General features: G+C 58.1%; 17 protein-coding genes. 12 read left to right on the plus strand and 5 right to left on the minus strand.

Going from position 1 to position 19,318, the window contains the following annotated elements:
* Positions 1 to 30 precede the first annotated feature (30 nt).
* The 9 genes from JSS27_06275 (at position 31) to JSS27_06315 (ending at position 10,318) form a co-directional block, all read left to right on the plus strand.
* Positions 31 to 879: an NTP transferase domain-containing protein gene (locus JSS27_06275; GenBank protein ID MBS0208545.1), complete on the plus strand. Its 849-nt coding sequence runs from the start codon at positions 31 to 33 to the stop codon at positions 877 to 879.
* A gap of 203 nt (positions 880 to 1,082) precedes the next feature.
* Positions 1,083 to 1,955, plus strand: a complete 873-nt coding sequence (gene rfbF, locus JSS27_06280) for a glucose-1-phosphate cytidylyltransferase (protein ID MBS0208546.1) — start codon at positions 1,083 to 1,085, stop codon at positions 1,953 to 1,955.
* Positions 1,858 to 2,958 carry a CDP-glucose 4,6-dehydratase gene (gene rfbG, locus JSS27_06285; GenBank protein MBS0208547.1) on the plus strand — a complete coding sequence of 367 codons (1,101 nt, stop codon included), beginning with the start codon at positions 1,858 to 1,860 and terminating at the stop codon, positions 2,956 to 2,958. Before rfbF ends, rfbG begins: the two co-directional genes overlap by 98 nt.
* Complete coding sequence (rfbH, locus tag JSS27_06290) at positions 2,958 to 4,301, plus strand: lipopolysaccharide biosynthesis protein RfbH (GenBank protein MBS0208548.1); 1,344 nt, start codon at positions 2,958 to 2,960, stop codon at positions 4,299 to 4,301. The genes rfbG and rfbH overlap by 1 nt, the downstream gene beginning before the upstream one ends.
* A gap of 127 nt (positions 4,302 to 4,428) precedes the next feature.
* Positions 4,429 to 6,144 carry a hypothetical protein gene (locus JSS27_06295; protein MBS0208549.1) on the plus strand — a complete coding sequence of 572 codons (1,716 nt, stop codon included), beginning with the start codon at positions 4,429 to 4,431 and terminating at the stop codon, positions 6,142 to 6,144.
* 152 nt (positions 6,145 to 6,296) lie between these two features.
* Positions 6,297 to 7,247: a glycosyltransferase family 2 protein gene (locus JSS27_06300; GenBank protein MBS0208550.1), complete on the plus strand. Its 951-nt coding sequence runs from the start codon at positions 6,297 to 6,299 to the stop codon at positions 7,245 to 7,247.
* A gap of 67 nt (positions 7,248 to 7,314) precedes the next feature.
* The gene (locus JSS27_06305; GenBank protein ID MBS0208551.1) at positions 7,315 to 8,286 is read left to right on the plus strand and encodes an NAD(P)-dependent oxidoreductase; all 972 of its coding nucleotides are present in this window, start codon (positions 7,315 to 7,317) and stop codon (positions 8,284 to 8,286) included.
* Between the two features lie 81 nt (positions 8,287 to 8,367).
* Positions 8,368 to 9,411 (plus strand): GDP-mannose 4,6-dehydratase, encoded by a 1,044-nt coding sequence (locus JSS27_06310; GenBank protein ID MBS0208552.1) that lies wholly within the window; start codon positions 8,368 to 8,370, stop codon positions 9,409 to 9,411.
* Complete coding sequence (locus tag JSS27_06315; protein MBS0208553.1) at positions 9,398 to 10,318, plus strand: glycosyltransferase family 2 protein; 921 nt, start codon at positions 9,398 to 9,400, stop codon at positions 10,316 to 10,318. Before JSS27_06310 ends, JSS27_06315 begins: the two co-directional genes overlap by 14 nt.
* Before the next feature lie 108 nt (positions 10,319 to 10,426).
* On the opposite strand, the gene JSS27_06320 is transcribed toward JSS27_06315, so the two are convergent.
* From JSS27_06320 to JSS27_06340, 5 genes are all read right to left on the minus strand, one after another.
* A complete protein-coding gene (locus JSS27_06320) occupies positions 10,427 to 11,182 on the minus strand; it encodes an FkbM family methyltransferase (GenBank protein MBS0208554.1) in 756 nt (251 codons plus the stop codon).
* 160 nt (positions 11,183 to 11,342) lie between these two features.
* Positions 11,343 to 12,236: a glycosyltransferase gene (locus tag JSS27_06325; GenBank protein ID MBS0208555.1), complete on the minus strand. Its 894-nt coding sequence runs from the start codon at positions 12,234 to 12,236 to the stop codon at positions 11,343 to 11,345.
* Positions 12,237 to 12,586: 350 nt separating this feature from the next.
* Complete coding sequence (locus tag JSS27_06330; protein ID MBS0208556.1) at positions 12,587 to 13,636, minus strand: hypothetical protein; 1,050 nt, start codon at positions 13,634 to 13,636, stop codon at positions 12,587 to 12,589.
* Between the two features lie 119 nt (positions 13,637 to 13,755).
* The gene (locus JSS27_06335; protein MBS0208557.1) at positions 13,756 to 14,676 is read right to left on the minus strand and encodes a glycosyltransferase; all 921 of its coding nucleotides are present in this window, start codon (positions 14,674 to 14,676) and stop codon (positions 13,756 to 13,758) included.
* Positions 14,677 to 14,821: 145 nt separating this feature from the next.
* A complete protein-coding gene (locus tag JSS27_06340) occupies positions 14,822 to 15,784 on the minus strand; it encodes a GDP-L-fucose synthase (protein ID MBS0208558.1) in 963 nt (320 codons plus the stop codon).
* Between the two features lie 637 nt (positions 15,785 to 16,421).
* On the opposite strand from JSS27_06340, the gene rfbC reads away from it, so the two are divergent.
* From rfbC to JSS27_06355, 3 genes are all read left to right on the plus strand, one after another.
* The gene (gene rfbC, locus JSS27_06345) at positions 16,422 to 16,991 is read left to right on the plus strand and encodes a dTDP-4-dehydrorhamnose 3,5-epimerase (GenBank protein ID MBS0208559.1); all 570 of its coding nucleotides are present in this window, start codon (positions 16,422 to 16,424) and stop codon (positions 16,989 to 16,991) included.
* Positions 16,992 to 17,024: 33 nt separating this feature from the next.
* Positions 17,025 to 17,972 (plus strand): dTDP-4-dehydrorhamnose reductase, encoded by a 948-nt coding sequence (gene rfbD / locus JSS27_06350; GenBank protein ID MBS0208560.1) that lies wholly within the window; start codon positions 17,025 to 17,027, stop codon positions 17,970 to 17,972.
* 150 nt (positions 17,973 to 18,122) lie between these two features.
* Positions 18,123 to 19,199: a hypothetical protein gene (locus tag JSS27_06355; GenBank protein ID MBS0208561.1), complete on the plus strand. Its 1,077-nt coding sequence runs from the start codon at positions 18,123 to 18,125 to the stop codon at positions 19,197 to 19,199.
* The last annotated feature ends 119 nt before the right edge of the window (positions 19,200 to 19,318 follow it).

The raw sequence follows: 19,318 nt of genomic DNA on the forward strand, positions 1-19,318 counted from the left end.
GGCTGCCGAGCTCCAACTGGGTTGAAATCAATGTATCATCGGATTCAGCCCAAGATGACGATCTCGGACGGCTTGCAGATTGTGATTCCGATGGCGGGACTTGGCCAGCGTTTTCGCGACGCTGGCTTTACGGTTCCCAAGCCGTTGATACCGGTGGGCGGGACGCCGATGGTCATTCGGGCCGCGCAAGCATTGCCGACGGCTGAGCGATACATCTTCATTGTTCATCCGGATCATCAGCAGCAATACGACCTCGCCTCGACACTGCGCTGTCATTGCCCGCGCGCCGAGATTGTCGTCGCCCCCGGCCTCACTCAGGGACAAGCGTGTACGGTCGCCCTGGCTGCCCCCAAGCTGAACCTGGAGCACGAGGTTCTGGTCGCGGCTTGCGATGCGGCGCATCTGTATGACCGATCGCAGTTCGATCGGCTCCGCGAGGAGCCCGACATTGACGCGATCATTTGGACCTACCGTGGCGATCCGCGCGTGCTGACTCGGCCTCAGGCCTATGGCTGGGTGCGCACCCGACCGGGGAGCATCGATGTCCAAGAAGTGAGTTGCAAGCGGCCCATTTCCAGCGAGCCACTGAACGATCTGGTAATCAGCGGTACCTTCTGGTTTCGCACGGCTGGATTGATGTGCGATGGCATCAACGAGTTGGTGGCTAGCGAGCGGCAAATCAACGGTGAGTTTTACCTGGACGTCGTTCCCAACCTGTTGCTCAGCCAAGGGCGCCGGGTGGTCGCTTTTGAAGTCGACCAGCATATCGGCTGGGGGACGCCTGAGGATTACTGGCGGTACGACAAGCTAGCTCAATATGTGACCGCTGGCCTGCAGGCAGCGATTCCGCCAACAGCCCCTAGGCTGGCCTGCGAATAGCTCGGCACGCCGGAAGTCGCATCACCTGGCCAGGTCCGCCGCGACTTTTTTGCGTACGCCCAAATCACGCGGCGATGCTAGCATTCGTCGCTATTGAACCCGCTCTTGACTCTTGTGCGCGTTGTTTCTTAGATTTCCTTTCGGCGCATTGGCGACATCGAGTTGCCTGCTAGGAAGCATCGAAGGGGAAGGAGCCAGGCTCGATGAAAGTCGTCATTCTAGCCGGTGGACTCGGCACGCGATTGGCGGAGGAATCGTCGTTGCGACCGAAGCCGATGGTGGAAATCGGCGGCAAGCCCATGCTGTGGCACATCATGAATATCTACTCGGCCCATGGGTATCGAGAGTTTCTGATTGCCTGCGGCTACAAGGGCGAGGTGATCAAGGAATACTTCACCAACTTTCGCAGCCGGCACAACGACGCATTCATCGAGTTGCGGACTGGCGTCAGTACGATTGTCAGGCCTTGCTGTCCCGACTGGAATGTCGGACTGATTGACACGGGCCTGAAAACAATGACCGGCGGTCGTCTGCGTCGGCTGCGCGACTATCTGGCCGACGGGCCATTCATGGTCACTTATGGCGATGGCGTGGCCGATGTTGACGTTCACGCTGTCATCGAGTTTCATCGCCGGCACGGCAAGCTAGCGACTCTGACGGCGGTCCACCCGCCAGCGCGCTTCGGCGCCTTGCAGATCGAAGCCGATCAGGTTGCGGGCTTCACCGAGAAGCCGCAAACTGGCGAAGGCTGGATCAACGGCGGCTTCATGGTGTTCGAGCCAAAAGTGCTCGACTACATCGACTCGGACGAAATGATCCTCGAGCGGGAGCCGCTCGAACGTCTGTCAGCCGACAATCAATTGATGGCCTATAAGCATCAGGGCTTTTGGCAGCCCATGGATACCCTGCGCGAGAAGCAACTTCTCGAGTCCATGTGGGAGTCTGGCAAAGCGCCCTGGAAGGTGTGGGAGGATAACCTTGACGATTTCGACATTTTATCGACACAAACGGGTGCTGATCACCGGGCATACAGGATTCAAGGGGGGGTGGCTGGCGGCGTGGCTGAAGCGGCTTGATGCCCAGGTCAGCGGTTACGGACTGCCTCCCCAGCCGATCGAAACCAATCTTTTCGGCGCTGCGCAGTTGGCCGACGGAATGGCCTCCGAGTTGGGAGACATCTGCGACCGCGACCAACTCGACCGATACTTTGCCGCCCAGCGCCCCGAAGTCGTGTTTCACCTGGCGGCTCAACCGCTGGTGCGGCGCTCGTATCAACAGCCCGTCGAAACATTCCAGACCAACGTGCTGGGCACGGTGAATGTTTTGGAAGCGGTGCGGCGCACGCCGAGCGTACGATGCGTGGTCGTCGTCACCAGCGACAAGTGCTACGAAAACCGCGAGTGGCACTGGGGTTATCGCGAGCACGATCCACTCGGCGGCCACGATCCCTATAGCGCCAGCAAAGGCTGTGCGGAAATCGTTGCCTCGTCCTACCGCCGCTCGTATTTCTCGGTCGACCAGCGAGTGGCGCTCGCATCGGCGCGCGCGGGCAATGTGATTGGCGGTGGCGATTGGTCCGAGGATCGGCTGGTGCCCGACATTGTGCGGTCGATCGTCCGCAACGTGCCGATCGAAATCCGCAATCCCCAAGCCATCCGCCCCTGGCAGCATGTGCTTGAGTCACTGCACGGCTACCTGCGGCTTGGCCAGAAGCTGTGCGAGGATGGTCATGCGTTTGCCGAGGCCTGGAACTTCGGGCCCCGCGACGACGACGCACGGTCGGTGCATGCGGTCGCCCAACGATTAGTTGAAGTCTGGGGGCAAGGGCAACTCCAACTCCAGACGGCGGGGCAAGGGGCTCACGAAGCCAGGCTCTTGACACTCGACAGCAGCAAGGCGCGAAATCGCTTGAATTGGCGGCCGCTATTGCGGCTGGACGAAGCTTTGCAGCTCACCGCCGAGTGGTATCGCGGTTATTACGCTTGCCCGGCCGATGCGGCCGCGTTACTCGACCGCCAAATTGACTTCATGATGTGCCGGATCGAAGAGCCACATCAAATTGCCCGGAGAGCCGCCTGATGAAATCCGAAGCCGATCGCTTGCGCCAGCAGATCCTCGAGCTGGTGGGAAGCTATCATCGAGCCAACTGGCCGCAGCGAGAATTCCACGCTGGCGATCACGCGATTCCCGTCACGGGCAAGGTATTCGACGCGGATGACTTGCAGGCCCTGGTCGATTCGTCGCTCGATTTCTGGCTGACGACGGGGCGGTATGCGCGTCAATTCGAGCGAGAGTTTGCCAAGTTTTGCGAGGTGCGTTACGCACTGCTGACCAACTCGGGTTCGAGCGCGAATCTGTTGGCGATCTCGGCGCTGACCTCTCCGCAACTTGGCGATCGCCGCCTGCAGCCAGGCGATGAAGTGATTACCGTGGCCACGGGCTTTCCGACGACCGTGAATCCCATCATCCAGAACCAGTTGGTTCCGGTCTTCCTGGACGTTGAAATTCCGTCCTACAACATCGACGTGACGCGGTTGGAAGAAGCCATTACCGACCGGACCAAGGCAATTATGATCGCCCACACGCTGGGCAATCCGTTTAACCTGGACGCTGTCACCACCATCGCCAAGAAACATCAGCTTTGGCTGGTCGAGGACATGTGCGACGCGGTGGGCTCGCGATACCACGACCGCTCGGTGGGAAGTTTTGGTCACCTGGCCACCGTCAGTTTCTATCCAGCACACCATTTGACCATGGGTGAGGGTGGCGCTGTGCTGACCAGCAGCCCCATCCTCAAGAAGTTGGTCGAGTCGTTTCGCGACTGGGGACGCGATTGCTGGTGTGATCCCGGGCAAGACAACACTTGCGGCAAGCGCTTTGATCAGCAGCTTGGCGAGCTCCCCCAAGGCTACGACCACAAATATACCTACAGCCATATCGGCTATAACTTGAAACTTACCGACATGCAGGCCGCAATTGGCGTAAGCCAGTTGCGAAAGTTGCCCGAGTTCATTCGTCAACGTCGCGACAACTTCGACTACTTACATGCTGCGCTCGCTGGGCTCGAGCAGCACTTAATTCTTCCCGAGGCCACGCCGAATTCGGCGCCATCATGGTTCGGGTTCCCGATCACGCTGCGAGAATCATCGCCGCTGTCGAGAAATGAATTGATTCACGCCTTGGAATCGCAAAAAATCGGCACGCGCCTCTTATTTGGCGGCAACCTCCTGCGCCAGCCGGCTTACAGCAATATCGCGCATCGTGTCATTGGCTCGCTTGATAACGCCGACCGCATCATGAATGACACGTTCTGGATCGGCCTTTATCCGGGCCTGAGCCGGGCCATGCTCGATCACACCGTGACAACCCTTTACGACGCGCTGGCGGTCAGCAACCACAAGCGCCAAGGCGCGGCGGCTTGACGGGCGGGCCAGCTATTGAGTTGGCAAAATGTGAGAGTCAGTTCATCAAGGTCCGGCGATTAAAATGCCGTGTGTGGCTGTCGCACGCCAGGCTACGGCGTGACGCGATTGAAATCGACTTTACACCATGACCACCAGACATCTCAGACTTGACGCGACGTTTGGTCTCGCGTTGTTCATCGCGACGACGATAGGCTATTTTGTCCTGACGAGTTGGGCGAACGCCGATCTTGCTGACGGCCAGTACGTGCTCTTCATGGACGAAGAACTGGTGTTCAGCGGCGTCTCCCAATTGCTGCACCCGAGCAGCGCGGCAAACTTTCTGTGGAGCGTGTTGGATGCCGACGACCATCGCTACGGCCGAGTGCTGTGGAACGTCTCGGCACTGGTCTCGTTCGTGCCGGAGCGAATTTGGGGCGAGCCAGGACAGATCATCGCCACGCGCATGACGCAAGCGGCCGCGCTGTGGCTGGCTTATGTCGTGCTCACCACCAGCTTTCTCCAGAGTTGGACAACGCGCGGGTTGGCGCTGTTGACGCTCGTCTGCCTGCCGTCAACGGCGTTTTACGCCACCATGCCCAAACCCGAGCCGTTGCAATTGTTGTTCCTAGCCTTGTTCCTCAGGCAGGCAATACCCGGGCGTTTTCAGTTCTCGAAGAGCTGGTTCTGGCTGGGCGCGGCATTTGGCGCCAAGATTTCGGCATTGCCGATTGTCCTGCTCTCATTTGCGTCAGGCGTAGTGTTTTCATTACCTGCGTCCGTGGTTGGTGAAGCCTCCACATGGTCGCGGCGACTTGTGGGACGGACGTTGCTTAACAGCGGAAAATCAGCGCTGTTTTTTATCGCCGGTCTGTGCTGTAGCGTGCCTGTTCTGGCTTATGGCAACTTCCGCGAATGGCACAATTGGACCTTTGCCTGTACAGGTCACGCCTATGACGACGCGACGGTGAACTGGCTGACGTGGCTGTCCCATATGTTTTTTGACTGGCAGGGCTTCCCGGTCGGACTTTCGACCATCGTGCTGAGCGGGGCCTTGTTGGCAATCGGCATCGGAATAAAACGAGCCATCGATCGCGGGTCGTTTGCTGGCAATGGGACGCAAGCCTCTCGCGAATGGCAGCCGCTCTTGTTGATTGCGCTTGGCGCTTCTTTGTGGTGCGCCATCGCGATCGCCGCTAAACGGCTGTGGGATATCTATCTTCATCCCGGGGCCGCATTGTGTGTGGTGGGACTGTTCGGGCTGGTCGAATCAGCCGGCACATGGTTGACTGAGAAGCTGTCCTCGACCTGGCGTTGGTACGCCGATTGGAGCCTGCGCGGGGCGTGTTTAGCGGTGCTGCTGGCTACCTTTTTCTACCGCATTCCGGCGGTCAGCGACGAATACGAGCGGTTGGCCACTCGTTCACAAGCAGCGGAGCACCAAGCGATGCTTCGCGAGTATCAGTGGGTGACCGGCGAATTGGACAAGCTGGCGACTGTCATGGGACGTTCCATAGCCGTTCAGTATTCACCGCATTTGTTGCTTGCCAGCTCGAATGAGCTTTACACCATCAATCGCTATTGGGGGCCGTTCCAGCAATGGGATGACCCGGCCTGTGACGTGATTGTGTGCTATCAGAAAGAGCCCTGGGTGCCAGGGAGCGAGGAGACGCCGCCGACGAGTGCGCAGTACAGTCAAGTACATGCCGCGAAACAGGAGTTCGAGCGCCGTGTTCGCGACGAGAATCGTGAAGTTGGCTCGCAGTCTCAATTCGTCCGCATTGCTTGCCCAGACGAGCGTTTGGTCATGCTGATCAAAGCATCCTGTTACCAAACGGCTCAGGCCAGCGGCATGTGGCGTTAGGCCATAGCTCGCGCCATGCTATCGTGAGCTCGCGTGCTAGCGGCGACTGCGGCGGTCGATGCTGCGCCGTTTAATCTTGCGACATCTGTAGCAATCATTTAGTAAATGCGATTGGTTCCTTGGGATGACGATCGAGCTGTGCGAGGTCAGGCATGCCTTTTAAAACTCCGATTGCGTTCATGATTTTCAATCGGCCTGACTTTACGCGCCGAGTGTTCGATCGCATTGCGGAAATCAAGCCGCAAGTATTGCTGGTGATTGGTGATGGCCCGCGGCCGGAACGAGGTGGCGAACGCGAGCGTGTCGCAGCTGCTCGAAAGATCCTTGAGAAGATCGATTGGCCCTGCACGGTTCAAACACATTTCTCCGAGGAGAACCTGGGGTGCAAGCGGCGAATCTCGAGCGGTTTGACCTGGGTCTTCGAGCAAGTCCCTGAGGCGATCATTCTCGAAGATGACTGTCTGCCAGATCGGTCTTTCTTTCCCTACTGCGAACAGATTCTTGATCGTTATCGCGACGATCCTCGGGTGATGGCGATTTCCGGCACGGCCTATCAAGGAAAGAAGCCAGCAGGCGACGCCAGCTACGGGTTTTCCAAGTATTGGAACTGCTGGGGCTGGGCGACTTGGCGACGGGCATGGCAGCGCTATGACGTCGCGATGAAACAATGGCCCGCCTATTTAGCGAGTGGCACCTTTCGAAATTCATGTCATTCAAACGAGGAGGCGGAATACTGGAAGTCAGGCTTTCAAATGACCTACGATGGCCAAGTGGATACCTGGGACTATCAGTTTTTGTTTGCGTGCTGGCTGAACAATGGCCTGACGGTATGTCCGTTCACCAATTTAGTTTCCAACATTGGCTTTGGCGCCAATGCCACCCATACCCATGATGCGGGTAATATCTTGGCGCGCCTGGCGACGCGCTCGCTGGGCGAGATTCATCATCCCGCGAAAGTAGAGCGCAGCTTGGAGCGAGACCAATTCACCTTTGAATACAATTTCCAAGGGAAAGTCCCCTCTCGCTGGCCCGATGCAATGAAGCGCAAACTGCGATCCATCGTCCATCGGCTCCGCACATTCAATGGCCGGCGATGCGCCTAGGGCAGAGAAAGGTGCCGCTGGCGGCCGGCAATGGCAGTGAAGAACCTACGAGAGTGACGGCGTTCGCATGCTCAAACCAGCTTTCGCAGGTGACTTAGGCGTCTTTTCCACTGAGACAGCGGAAGCATTTCAGACTCTGCTCCGCGGTCGTCGGGTTCTTGTCACCGGCTGTGGCGGATTTATTGGCAGCCATCTCACCGAGGCTCTGAGTGGCCTTGGCGCTGAAGTGCATGGACTTTCTCGCCAAGCCAGACCAGCGTGCAAACTGGCACAATGGTGGCAGGTCGACCTACAGAATGAACAGTCGACGGCGAATGCTATTGCGCAAATCGCCCCTCACACGGTGTTTCACCTGGCTGCCAGTGTCACGGCAAGTCCTGGCAAGAAATACGTGATCCCGATGATCCGAAATAATCTGATCGGGACCGTTAACCTGCTGGCCCAGCTAGCGGAGCAAACGTGCCACCGAGTCGTTCTGCTTGGTTCCGCCGAAGCGTCCGTCAAGGGCCCGCCCAGCTCTCCCTATGCAGCGGCAAAGCAAGCCGAGGCCCGTTACGCCGCGCTATTTCACCATGCTTATAAGCTGCCGACGGTGGTCATTCATCCAACGATCATCTACGGCCCGGGGCAGGTGGCCGAGAAGCTCATTCCTTACGTCATTACCAGAGCAATCAATGGGCAGCCGCTGGCGTTGCAAACACCAGAAAGAGTTTGCGACTTCCTGTACATCAACGACTTGATCCATGCCTTGCTCTGCGCAGCGCTGCGTGAATCGATCGCAGGAGAGGAATTCGAGATTGGCTCGGGGCAAGGCGTCATGATCCGCGACGTGGTTCAACTGGTGACCGCTTCGATAGGGTCAGATGCGACGCTCGCGAATCAAGACAGCACCGACAGGCACTCGCAACCTCTAACGATCGACGGCGCATCGAGTCGCGTGAAACTAGGCTGGGCGCCGCATTGGTCGTTGGCCGATGGTCTTCGTCGGACGATTGCGTGGCATTGCGAGCAGTTGATGGCGGCGCAACAAACAACATGAGCAACGGCGTGACCGAGGCTGGTAAGGCTGGCGGTTCGTGTCAAAATCATTGTGCGTCCGAACGGAACGGAGACTTCAAGAATGACGTGGCTGGTTACCGGTGGTTGTGGTTTTTTAGGTACAAATCTCACCGACGACTTATTGTCTGATGGCATCAATGTCGTCGTGCTTGACAATCTGTCTCGCCACGGGACACGTGACAATCTGGAATGGCTGCGCACTCGTCATGGGAGTGATTGGCGGTTCGAGGAAATGGACATTCGCGATGGCGATGCCGTTGCCAGGTTGATCGATAACGTCCGCCCCGAAGCCATCGCGCACCTGGCCGGCCAGGTCGCCATGACAACCAGCTTGCAGAATCCACGGCTCGATTTCGAAGTCAATGCCCTGGGGACGCTGAATGTTCTGGAGGCAGTCAGACTTCATTCGCTTGAGTCGATGGTTCTTTATTCTTCCACAAACAAGGTCTACGGGGCACTCGATCAGTTGACTTATCGTGAAACTGCCACGCGCTATGAATTGCCAGATTTTCCCCACGGCCTGGATGAAACACTCCCGCTGGATGGCTGCTCGCCGTATGGCTGCTCGAAGCTGGCCGGCGAACAGTATTGTCGAGACTATCATCGAAGCTTTGGCTTGAAGACGGCCGTGTTTCGACATTCGTCGATGTTCGGCGGCCGGCAGTATGCGACCTATGACCAGGGCTGGGTGGGCTGGTTCTGTCGTCAAGCGCTCGATCAGCAAGAAGGGGCCGTCGGGAGGTTCACCATCTCAGGTGATGGCAAGCAGGTTCGTGATGTCCTGCACGTTTCCGATCTCATTCCGCTCTATCGCACGGCGGGCACACGCGGCGAAGAAATCGCTGGTCGAATCTACAACATTGGCGGCGGCATCCAGAACAGCCTGTCGCTATTGGAATTGTTCGACATGTTGGAGCGGATGCTCGATGTCAAATTGGCCCACAACCGCCTGGCCTGGCGGCCTGGCGACCAAAAGGTGTTTGTGGCCAACAATGGGCAAATCACCACTGATCTTGGATGGGCGCCAACCATCTCGAAGGACGAAGGCGTCGCGATGATGATTAGCTGGTGCAAGGAAGTCGAGGCAATCCATGGGCTCAAGTAAAGTTAGCATTCTCATTCCGGTCTACAATCGCCCTGATTTGATTCGGCGAGCAGTCCGCTGCGCCTTGTCGCAAACTCATGGCAACATCGAGGTTGTCATTATTGACAATTGCAGCACCGACAACACTTGGGAAGTGGTCAAGCAACTTGCCGCCGCCGACAGTCGCGTGCGTTGCCTGAGAAACACAAGTAATCTGGGGCCGCTTCGCAGTTGGCGCCGAGGGCTCGATGAATGCCGCGGCGACTATATCAAGATTCTCTGGTCCGACGATTGGATCGATGACGAGTTTGTCGCCGACTGCCTGAAGCTGATGCACGACCAGCCTGCCATGGGATTGGTCTTCACGGCCACGTTGGTTCACTTCAAGAGTCGAGATCAGTCACACTATATCTTCCCTGACCGGAATGTGATCCCAGCCAAGGACTATGTGATCGAGTCATTGACGCTTGGCAACCAGATGCCGGTTTCGCCTGGCTGTTCGCTTGTTCGACGTGACGTCGCCCAATTCCAGGTGGAGATGCCAGAAAACGTCGAGTTGCAAAGACTAGCAGAGAGGACTGGGGCCGGAGCGGACCTGCTGTTCTTGTTGAATGCCGCGGCTCGATCCGAGTGGGTCGGCCATGTGCCTAGATATCTTTCGCACTTCTTGGCGTCCGATACTTCCATCACGTGCAATCATGGCGACGATTGCAATCGGGCCTATGAATTGGCCAGAAAATACTTCGTCGACTATTTGCAGCCCGCGGATTGGGATTTCGCGTTTACCAAGGAGGTGGCCAAAGTGGTTCAGCCGACCGGGCTCAAACGCATTTACCAATCGCTCCCTCATCCCATCAAGCGGATCGTGAAGCGTTCATTCAGCTATGTGGGGCTGACGCCTCGCCCGCGGAAAGTGTTAGGAGGTTGATGGCGAAGCCGGACTTTGCGCCGTCACAATCCAATCATTCTGGCTGCTCTCGACGCTCGCTCGATAGTCCAGGCCTCGATCTGACCGCGACGCGCTTCGGACACGCGCTTAGCGATAGTGTTGATAGTTGAACGTCTCAGAGTCCGCTCGCAGGAACAGAATATCTATCTGCCAGAACGCGTTGTCATGCATTCGCAACATCGGGTCGGCGATGTCGGCGGGCCGAAACCCCAGACGTTCCATGTGAGCGCACATCTCTGGGAACCTTAGCGAGGTGCTTGTCAGCGAAAAGTTATAGGTCTCCATGATAATTGCCGTCGTGTTCGCCAGGGCTTGGCTGGCGCCAGCCAGGATCGGCATTTCATAGCCGTGGGTGTCAAACTTCAACAGCAATGGACCGGCGAACTGTCGATCGGCGATTAACGAATCAATTGTCCGCACGCCGCAGGTTCTTTTGGAGCCTGGGTTTTGGCCATCGACCGTGCTGCCATCGAGGTCGGCGGTCACGTTAAGCGTAACTTCCTGTCCATCAACGTCGCCGGCCACACAAATGGCATAGTCGAAGTTCGCGAACCGACGTTTGTTATTCTCCAACGCGGCTAGTCTTTCTTCGAGTGGCTCAATTGCCAGGTAGGAGGCGTCTGGCAAGTGTTGCATACACTCCAAACTCCACTTTCCGTCCGACGAGCCAATGTCGATCACATTTCGAATCGGCGTCCCACGCTGGGCAAGTCGCTGGAGCAGCGAACTCATCTGGAAGTTAGTGCCAATTGGTGCTGCGGCGACATTGGCGCCATGGCGAATGATCTCGACGCCTATCGGCCGTAGCAGGCGGTTGATCGCGTTGACAATCTGCTTTTTCATAAGAAGCATTGTTCCTTGCTGCGTGGCCGTTGTGAGTAAAGAATTGCTGCCGTGATGTTGCTCGACTTGTTTCGTGGCGTGGACGCCACTGACTGGTCGACAAACCAACGAGCGGATCAATTCAGCTCTGCCCAAGTCTTGTCGAAACGCCAGCTTGTCGTTAAGGGAGAAAGCGATATTCGTGAATATCCCAGGTTGGAGCGAACTTATTGGGGGTCAGATTCACTACTCTTTTGGCGAGATAGCCGAGCCTGTTTCTGACAAAGTTTTTGCCCCTTGGCAGGCTGTCATAGCACGTATATCTCAGCGCGTTCAGGCACGGCCTTTTCCATTGGCACCGCTGTCGGAACGACGACAGGGCATTGCCGGCCTCACTCATGTACTTGTCCATCGCTTCGCTTCGCTGGCCCTCGACATGCCTGAATCCAGCTAATGGATAGTCGACACCGTACAACTCGGCGTGTTTATAGAACTCGCACCACAGTGCGAAGTCACCGGCGAGGTGATAGTCGGGGATGCGCGCTCCAGCTTGTTCCCATAACTCGCGGGTAAAGAACGTGGATTCCTGTTGGATCCAATACCCCTTGGTATTGGTGCCAGGCAAAAACAGGCCGTCTAAGAAGGCCGCTTTGCTAAACCCAGGAATGTTGCCCACGTGGGACAGAAAGCTATTCGCGTCCCACGAACCAGGTTTCAGTGTCGAGATCCATTTAACATGCGATAGCTTCGCGAAAATCCCTGCCACGACAAACAACGATCGTGGCAACAACAGATCGTCGGCATTGAGCCAGCATAGGATCTCTCCGGTAGATTTGGCAAAGCCCTCGTTGATCGCCGCGTACTGGCCGTCATCAGGTCGACTGTGCCAATACGCCAACTGCGAGTCGTAGCGCTTCAGAATCTGGTCTGTATTGTCCCCAGCGCCGTCAAGGACAATGTATTCCAGATTGGGGTATTCCTGGTCAAGCACGGAACGCAATGTAACTTCGATGAGTCGTTCGCCCTTAAAAGCGGGGGTGACGACGCTGATTCTCGGATAGCGGGGAGCAGTCATGAGGTTGCCCACTCGGTTGTTTCGGTTGGCGGCGGCGTTAGCGTCGGGGCGTGCAAATCCCAGCCCACCCTGATTCGACACATCCTGGACCGCGCACAAGCGATGGGGGACGGGGGGAACTGAGAGATGCTGGACCGGCTGGCAATTTCAGGTGCGCTGGTGAATCGCTGTGCTGATGCGATGCAAATCAAAGGACGAAGTGAAGCCATTGGTTTCGCCGGGAAAACCGTCAACTATCGACTTCGCGGCCGACCACCTCCGAAGCCCAACTCCAGGAACGGCCGTTCGGCTATTTCGCCGATTGCATGCGCCTGACGGCCGTCCTGCGACGCTGTTGAAACGGCCTCTGATCAATTGCCATCAGCTAACGCTGGCTGCTGTCGGCTATCTGGAAGATTGCCAGTCATCCTCCCGATTTTTCTCATCACACGTTTTTGCAGATAGCTCAAGCCAGACAACACGCCTCGACGTCGTGCCAGGCTGATCGCTGTTCGCAGTCGGACCCGAATGCCGCGCATCGTCCCTAACAGGCGACTAAGTTTGCTGTTCTTGAACCGCGCTCGGAGACGAAGTATCTGGGCTTGTCTTTTGTTGATCATCTGACGTGAGAGATTAACAAGGCTCAGCGTCCGCCGCAGGCCATTCGCGGTTAATGAATGGGTGGCGTCGTCAATGGTGTGTACAATCAACGGGCCATCTTTCGGGTGCCAGCCGGCCAGGCGGCGGTTTTCGTCTGCTTCGGGGCCTTCCCAGGCGATACCGCGGTTCTTGGACACGTGCGCATAGCCGTGATTTTGATGAACGGCCATGACAACGTCGGTGGCGTCAATCACTGGTGTATTAAGCCGTCGCGCATTGCCGATGAACCAGTTGTCCCAAGCAGGGCGTCCCACCGCAAAGGACGGCAGACAGCTCAAGCGGGAGTCTTTGGGAAAGATCATGTAGTCGATACAGCAATTGGGAGCGAGTTTCCCTTGGCTTACGACTCGCTGCCGCAGCGAGGTTTCCCAATTCGGATCGCGGCAATCGAGCGGCTCGTTCACATCGATGTTTCGCCGCTTTCCCACCAGCAGAAAGTTCTGACGCTGAGCTCGCCGCACGGCTTGGAGCAAGTCATTAAAAAAAATGATGTCGCAATTGACATAACAGAGCAACGACTGCGTGGCATGTTGGCGGGCAGTGGCGAACATCGAGTCCAACAATGGCGTGCCGTATTGATTGCGATCCACCTGCGGGAGATGCAAGGCCCCAAACTCAGCGGCCGCCTCGGCAACGCCAACGTCGTCGCCGCACAAAATCAACTGACATCCCGACAGACGCTTCCAACTCGCCAAGGCGTTTCTCTGGATGATGGCCGCATGGCCGGTAAATGGCTTGGGAGCCGTAAAGAATGTCAACACGTCGCGTTTCCTGTCGTTATGCTTTTATTGAGTAGAGGTTTTTTTTGAACCAACAAGCCATCAGAGTCGGTTGCGCAACCCAACCTGATCTCGGCGGCCGCGAGTCTTCACGGCTGCTTCTACTGGGCTCCGCTGGGCAGCCGGAAAGCGCGTTCGCCTCCCCTGAATGCGTGCCTGACATGGTGCCTGATCCATTGGCAGTTCAGCTTGAGCAGTCCCCAAGTCAAGCGGGAATTCCAATTGATTGACGCGGCAATTGAATTCACGAAGAACAAGAACAAAAAGCGTAGCGGCTGTTTCCGCGTCACGCCTCGGCTCTCGAGTACTACGTGAGCATAGGTAAATATCCAGCGATCAGGCACGCGGCCAAGTTTCTTTGCCAGCATGTTGTTGATTTCGCGATGACACTTCAGTTTCAAGGCGTTGGTCTTCGTAGCAGGATGGATGCGCGTCGCGGCCAGCACCTGTGGCAGGTAGGCAAAACGGGCGCCCCCTAGCGCTAGCCGCAGCCAGAATTCATAGTCCAGGGCGTATTGCAGGTTCTCATCCAGCGCTCCCAACCGCTCCACAATACGACGGCGAAAGAACGCCGCCGGCTGACTGATGATGCAGAGCTCTTTCATCCGCTCGAGCGACCACGCTTCGGTCGGATAGGGCTCGATCACTTGCTCGTGCTCGTCGATATGATTCGATCTGCCATAGACGACGTCAACGTCGGGGTGCGACTCGAAAAACTCGCGCACCAGAGCCAGCGCGCCCGGATAGTAAATGTCGTCCGAATTCAGCCAGCCGATGATGTCGCCATGGGTGCTGCGAATCCCTTTGTTCACCGCTTCCGACTGACCTCGGTCGCGCGCGCTGGCCCATCTCACTCGCGTGCCAAACGAGTTCAGAACGGCAACGGTCTGGTCCGTGCTGCCACCGTCGTAGACAACATATTCCTCAGCCGGCGACTCCTGCCCCAGCACGCTTTGCAGGGTCCGTTCGATGAACTGCCCCTGATTGTACGAAGGGGTAACAACCGAAATGCTCAATGTCATGGTTAAGCCGCACTAATCAATGCATTGATGGTCCACCTGATCGAGGACGATGCGCCTCGATTTGATCGGGCTGCACGGCCATCCCTGTGCCTCGCGACTAACGTGAATTGTCGGGTGGCATCGCAGCGTTGCGCAGCATCGCTCTCTACGCGGCTTGGTGAGCCGCCAAGGTGGCGGCTTGCATCTCGTAGCTGGCAATGGTCTCCTGCAGCCCATCGAGCAGCGATATTTCGGCTTGGAAGCCGAATTCCTTTAACGCGCGCGTCGTGTCCAGGCAACGTCGCGGCTGTCCGTCGGGCTTGGTAGTGTCCCAGCGTACTTGGCCCCGATAGTTGCTGAGCGTGCAAATCGTTTCGGTCAACTCGCGAATCGAGATCTCGTGGCCTGATCCCAGGTTGACGGGGTCTGGCTTGTCATAGTGCTCGGCGGCCAAAACGATGCCCTTGGCCGCATCGCGGACAAATAAAAACTCGCGCGAGGCACTGCCGGTTCCCCAGGCTTCAATCGCTGGGTTGCCGCTGTCGCGGGCCTCGATGACTTTGCGGATGAGCGCGGGAATGACGTGACTGGTCGCCGGATCGAAGTTATCGCCTGGGCCGTACAAGTTCACGGGCATTACCGTGATCGCGTTCATGCCATATTGCTGGCGATAGGCCTGCGCTTGGACCAGCAGCATTTTCTTGGCTAGACCGTAGGCGGCGTTGGTTTCTTCGGGATAGCCCGACCAAAGATCATCTTCGCGAAATGGCACTGGGGTAAACTTGGGATACGAGCAAATCGTACCTACCGTCAAAACTTTGGCGACGTCGGCCAGCCTCGCTTCTTCGAGCAGATGAATGCCCATCACCGCGTTGTCATAAAAATACTTTCCAGGATTGCGCATGTTCGCGCCAATCCCACCGACAACGGCCGCCAGGTGGATGATGACTTCGGGGCGCGCCACGGCGAGCATTTGCCGAATTGCTTCCGGTTCGCGCAGGTCATATTCTCGGCTGCGAGGCACGAAAACGGTGGCTGGCTGGTAATCTTTCAGGCATCGACAGACCGCTCGTCCCAGAAACCCTGCTCCGCCTGTGACGAGGATCCGACGTCCAGCTAAGAAACCCATCGTGGTGACTCCCTTTCGAATCGCTTGCTCCTCTGCTCGCTGTCACTGCCGAGAGCAGACCTCTGTATCGGTGGTTTGTTTAACCCGTTATTCAGAATTAAGCAACAGCAACATCCCCCGACGATTTTGTGGAACAGTGCCCGCTTACCAGCCGCGTTTCACGAGGTTGCAATAGCGCCCGCTCAGGCACGGCTTGCTAACAATGCAGTTGCCAGTGGTTCGGCACACCCATTGAAGCCAGCATCGCAACGAGGCATGAATATCATCTCGGCGGCGCGCAAAAGACCACGCCAAATTGATTCGCCAGTCGACATGCTAGCAACGCCAGACGGCGTGAATCTTCGCAAGCATTCACGGTGCCGAGGCGGCCCTGCGCAGACCAACTGCCATTGCTCGTTCCGCACCTGATAGGGATACTGCCGCCCCCGTGCCAAATGAGTTTGCGGATGCTTGTTGCGGCCGATGTCGACGACCAGCGTTCCGTCACTTAGGGCAATCACTCGAACCAACGTCTGATTCCAAACTCCCGCGCTAGCAACCCTAGGCAACCTCGCACCCCGCCCAACGATCATTTGCCGATAACTGGTAGGTAGGGCGACCCAAACTAACCAGGATGCTTGTCACGAGTAATTCGCCGATGTCAGGACATTCCGTCAACCTGCCGGGAGTGATGTTGATCGAACCCAAGCTGTTTCTCGATTCACGCGGCTATTTTCTTGAGACCTGGAATGACGAGCGCTATCCGGCCCTTGGACTTTCCGCGCGCATGGTGCAGGACAATCTATCGTCGTCCAAGCAAGGAGTGCTGCGAGGCTTGCACTATCAGTTCCCCCATCCCCAAGGCAAGCTCGTCAGCGTGCTGTTAGGCAAAATCTTCGATGTGGCAGTCGACATCCGCGTTGGTTCACCGACCTATGGCGAGTGGAATGGTGTGACGCTTTCCGGTGAAGACCATCGACAGTTCTATATCCCGCCCGGTTTCGCCCACGGTTATTGCGTGCTCACGCCGCGGGCGATTGTCGCTTATAAGTGCACTGAGCTTTATCGGCCAAAGTGCGAGTCGACGATCGCGTGGAACGATTCGGCGATCGGCATTCAATGGCCGGTAAGCGACCCGATCTTGTCGGCCAAAGACGCCGATGCGCTTTGCCTGGCCGACATTCCGCGCGAGCGACTGCCGCGTTACGAGAAGACCCCTACTGCCTGATGCTTCGCATCTACCGCGAAGGCCGATCGATTCATGAGCGCATCGTTGCCGCGAATTCTACTGATCGGCGCGGGCGGCCAGTTGGGGCGCGAACTGCTCGAGACGCTTTGTCCGCTGGGCTCGATCACGCCAACCGTCCATCGACCGACGCACGCGCCCGAACTGGCCGAGGCGCGCACGCTCGATCTGGCTGATGGGCATCAAGTGCGGGCCGCGATCCGCGAAGTGCGGCCGGCGCTGATCATAAATGCCGCGGCCTACACGGCAGTCGACCTGGCCGAAACTGAGCGGGACGCCTGTTGGCAAATCAATGCCATCGCGCCGGGCTGGCTGGCCGAGGAAGCCGCGGCGCTCGGGGCGGCGCTGATTCATTACTCGACCGACTATGTGTTCAACGGCAGCGGTACCCAGCCCTGGCGCGAGGACGACTCGACAGGACCATTGAACCAATATGGCGCCAGCAAGCTCGCCGGCGAAGAGGCGATTCGACAGTCTGGTGTCAGCCACCTGATCCTGCGCACGTCCTGGGTATACGGCGCGTACGGCAAGAACTTCGTCGCGACCATGTTGCGTCACGGGCTGACCAAGAAGCAACTGCGTATTGTCAGCGACCAGGTCGGCGCGCCGACCTCGGCCGATTGGTTGGCCGAGGCCACTCGGCAAATACTTGCTCAGGCCACGGTTCCTTGGCACGACTGGCTAGCGACGAACGGCGGCGTGTTCCACGCGGCCTGTGCTGGCGAAACAAACTGGCATGCCTTCGCTTTGGAAATCTTTCGTCGCGGGCGAGCGCTCGGCCTGCCCTTGGTTGTGGAGGACGTGGCGGCCGTCACCTCCCAGGACTATCCCACGCCCGCTCGGCGGCCTTTGAACTCGCGATTGTTCCTTGCCCGGCTCCGCGAGCGGTTCGGCATTGAGCCGCCCGAATGGCGTACTGCGCTCGCACGTACACTGCCGGCCATTGCCCACGGCATCGGCTAGCGTCGCTTGCTGAGCCTCTTGCTGTCGCCGCTGTCGCGGAGGCGACTCTTCCGATTGCAGAAACCTTGCCGATTGTGCCGATAACGGTGAGTGAAGCGCGGCTTCGTGTCGAGGTCGCGCTACGCACTTGCTACCTCGGGCACACACGGCATGCGACGGCTGGCACTTCTAGCACTGGTTCTGCTGGCGACAGGATGTCAATTCCTGCCGCAAATCAGCCGCCAGCCGGCGGTCCATAATCCGCTGCCGCAGCTCTCGAAAATCGCTGTCGCTTCGTTCTTCAATCACAGCACCGAGCCGACCGTTGACGGCGCCAAGTTCGCGCTGGCCTACGCCAACGAGTTGCAAAAGATTCCAGGCTATGAAGTCATCCCGCTATCGCGCGTCGAGTACGTCCGCCGGGCGTACGGGCTGACGCTGGCCAACGCCCAGGAAGCGCGCTTGCTGGCACAGTTGCTCGAAGCCGACGCCATCGCCATCGGCGTGGTGACCGATTACTCGCCGTATTATCCGCCGCGAATCGGCATGCATGTCGAGTGGTACGCCGCGAACCCGGGCTTCCACCCGATCCCGCCGGGCTACGGGCTACCGTGGGGCACGCCGGAAGAGGAAGAGATTCCGCCGCCGCTGGTGTTCGAGGCCCGCATGGCGCTGGCCCGCGAGCAGATGAAAACGCAGGAACCGGCGTATCAGCCGCTGAATTCGCCGCCGCCGGCACCGCTATCGCCGGCCTTGCCTGCGCCCGAAACGTCGGCCAGTGGCAAGGCCAGCGGCGACAAGCCGGCCGAGGTAAAACCCGCATCCGACGGCGTGAAAACCGCGACTTTAACTTCGCACGAGCAGCCGGCTGCCGAGGAAGTGCAAGCTCTTGGCGCGGCGGGTGCGCCCGTCGTGTTACCGGCTGGGCCGCTGCCACCCGACTGGCCCGATCCGCGCGGCTTCACGCCCGCGCCGCCAGTTCCGGTTCGACCTGCAACGATTGAATCGAAAGAACCGGTGATGCGGCACACCAAAATCTACAACGGCAACAACTCGGACGTGACCGAGGCGTTGTCCACCTACTACTACTACGCCGACGACGCGCGGTTTGGCGGCTGGCAAGCGTACATGCAACGCAGCGATGACTTCGTTCGCTTCTGCTGTCACGCGCATATCTGCGAAATGTTGACCGCACGTGGCGGCGCCGGACAAAGCCGAGTGGTGTGGCGCTGGCCAACTGGCCGATAAGTAGGGATGCGGCCTGTGGATTCGACGTCTCGCGCCATGGAACGGCGCCGCCCATCAACGGGGGACTCGAACCCATGTGGCCAATGAACAGCCAACGGAGGGCTCGGGTCGTGGCAGAC

The sequence above is a fragment of the Planctomycetota bacterium genome, assembly GCA_018242585.1.
Lineage (GTDB): Bacteria > Planctomycetota > Planctomycetia > Pirellulales > PNKZ01 > JAFEBQ01.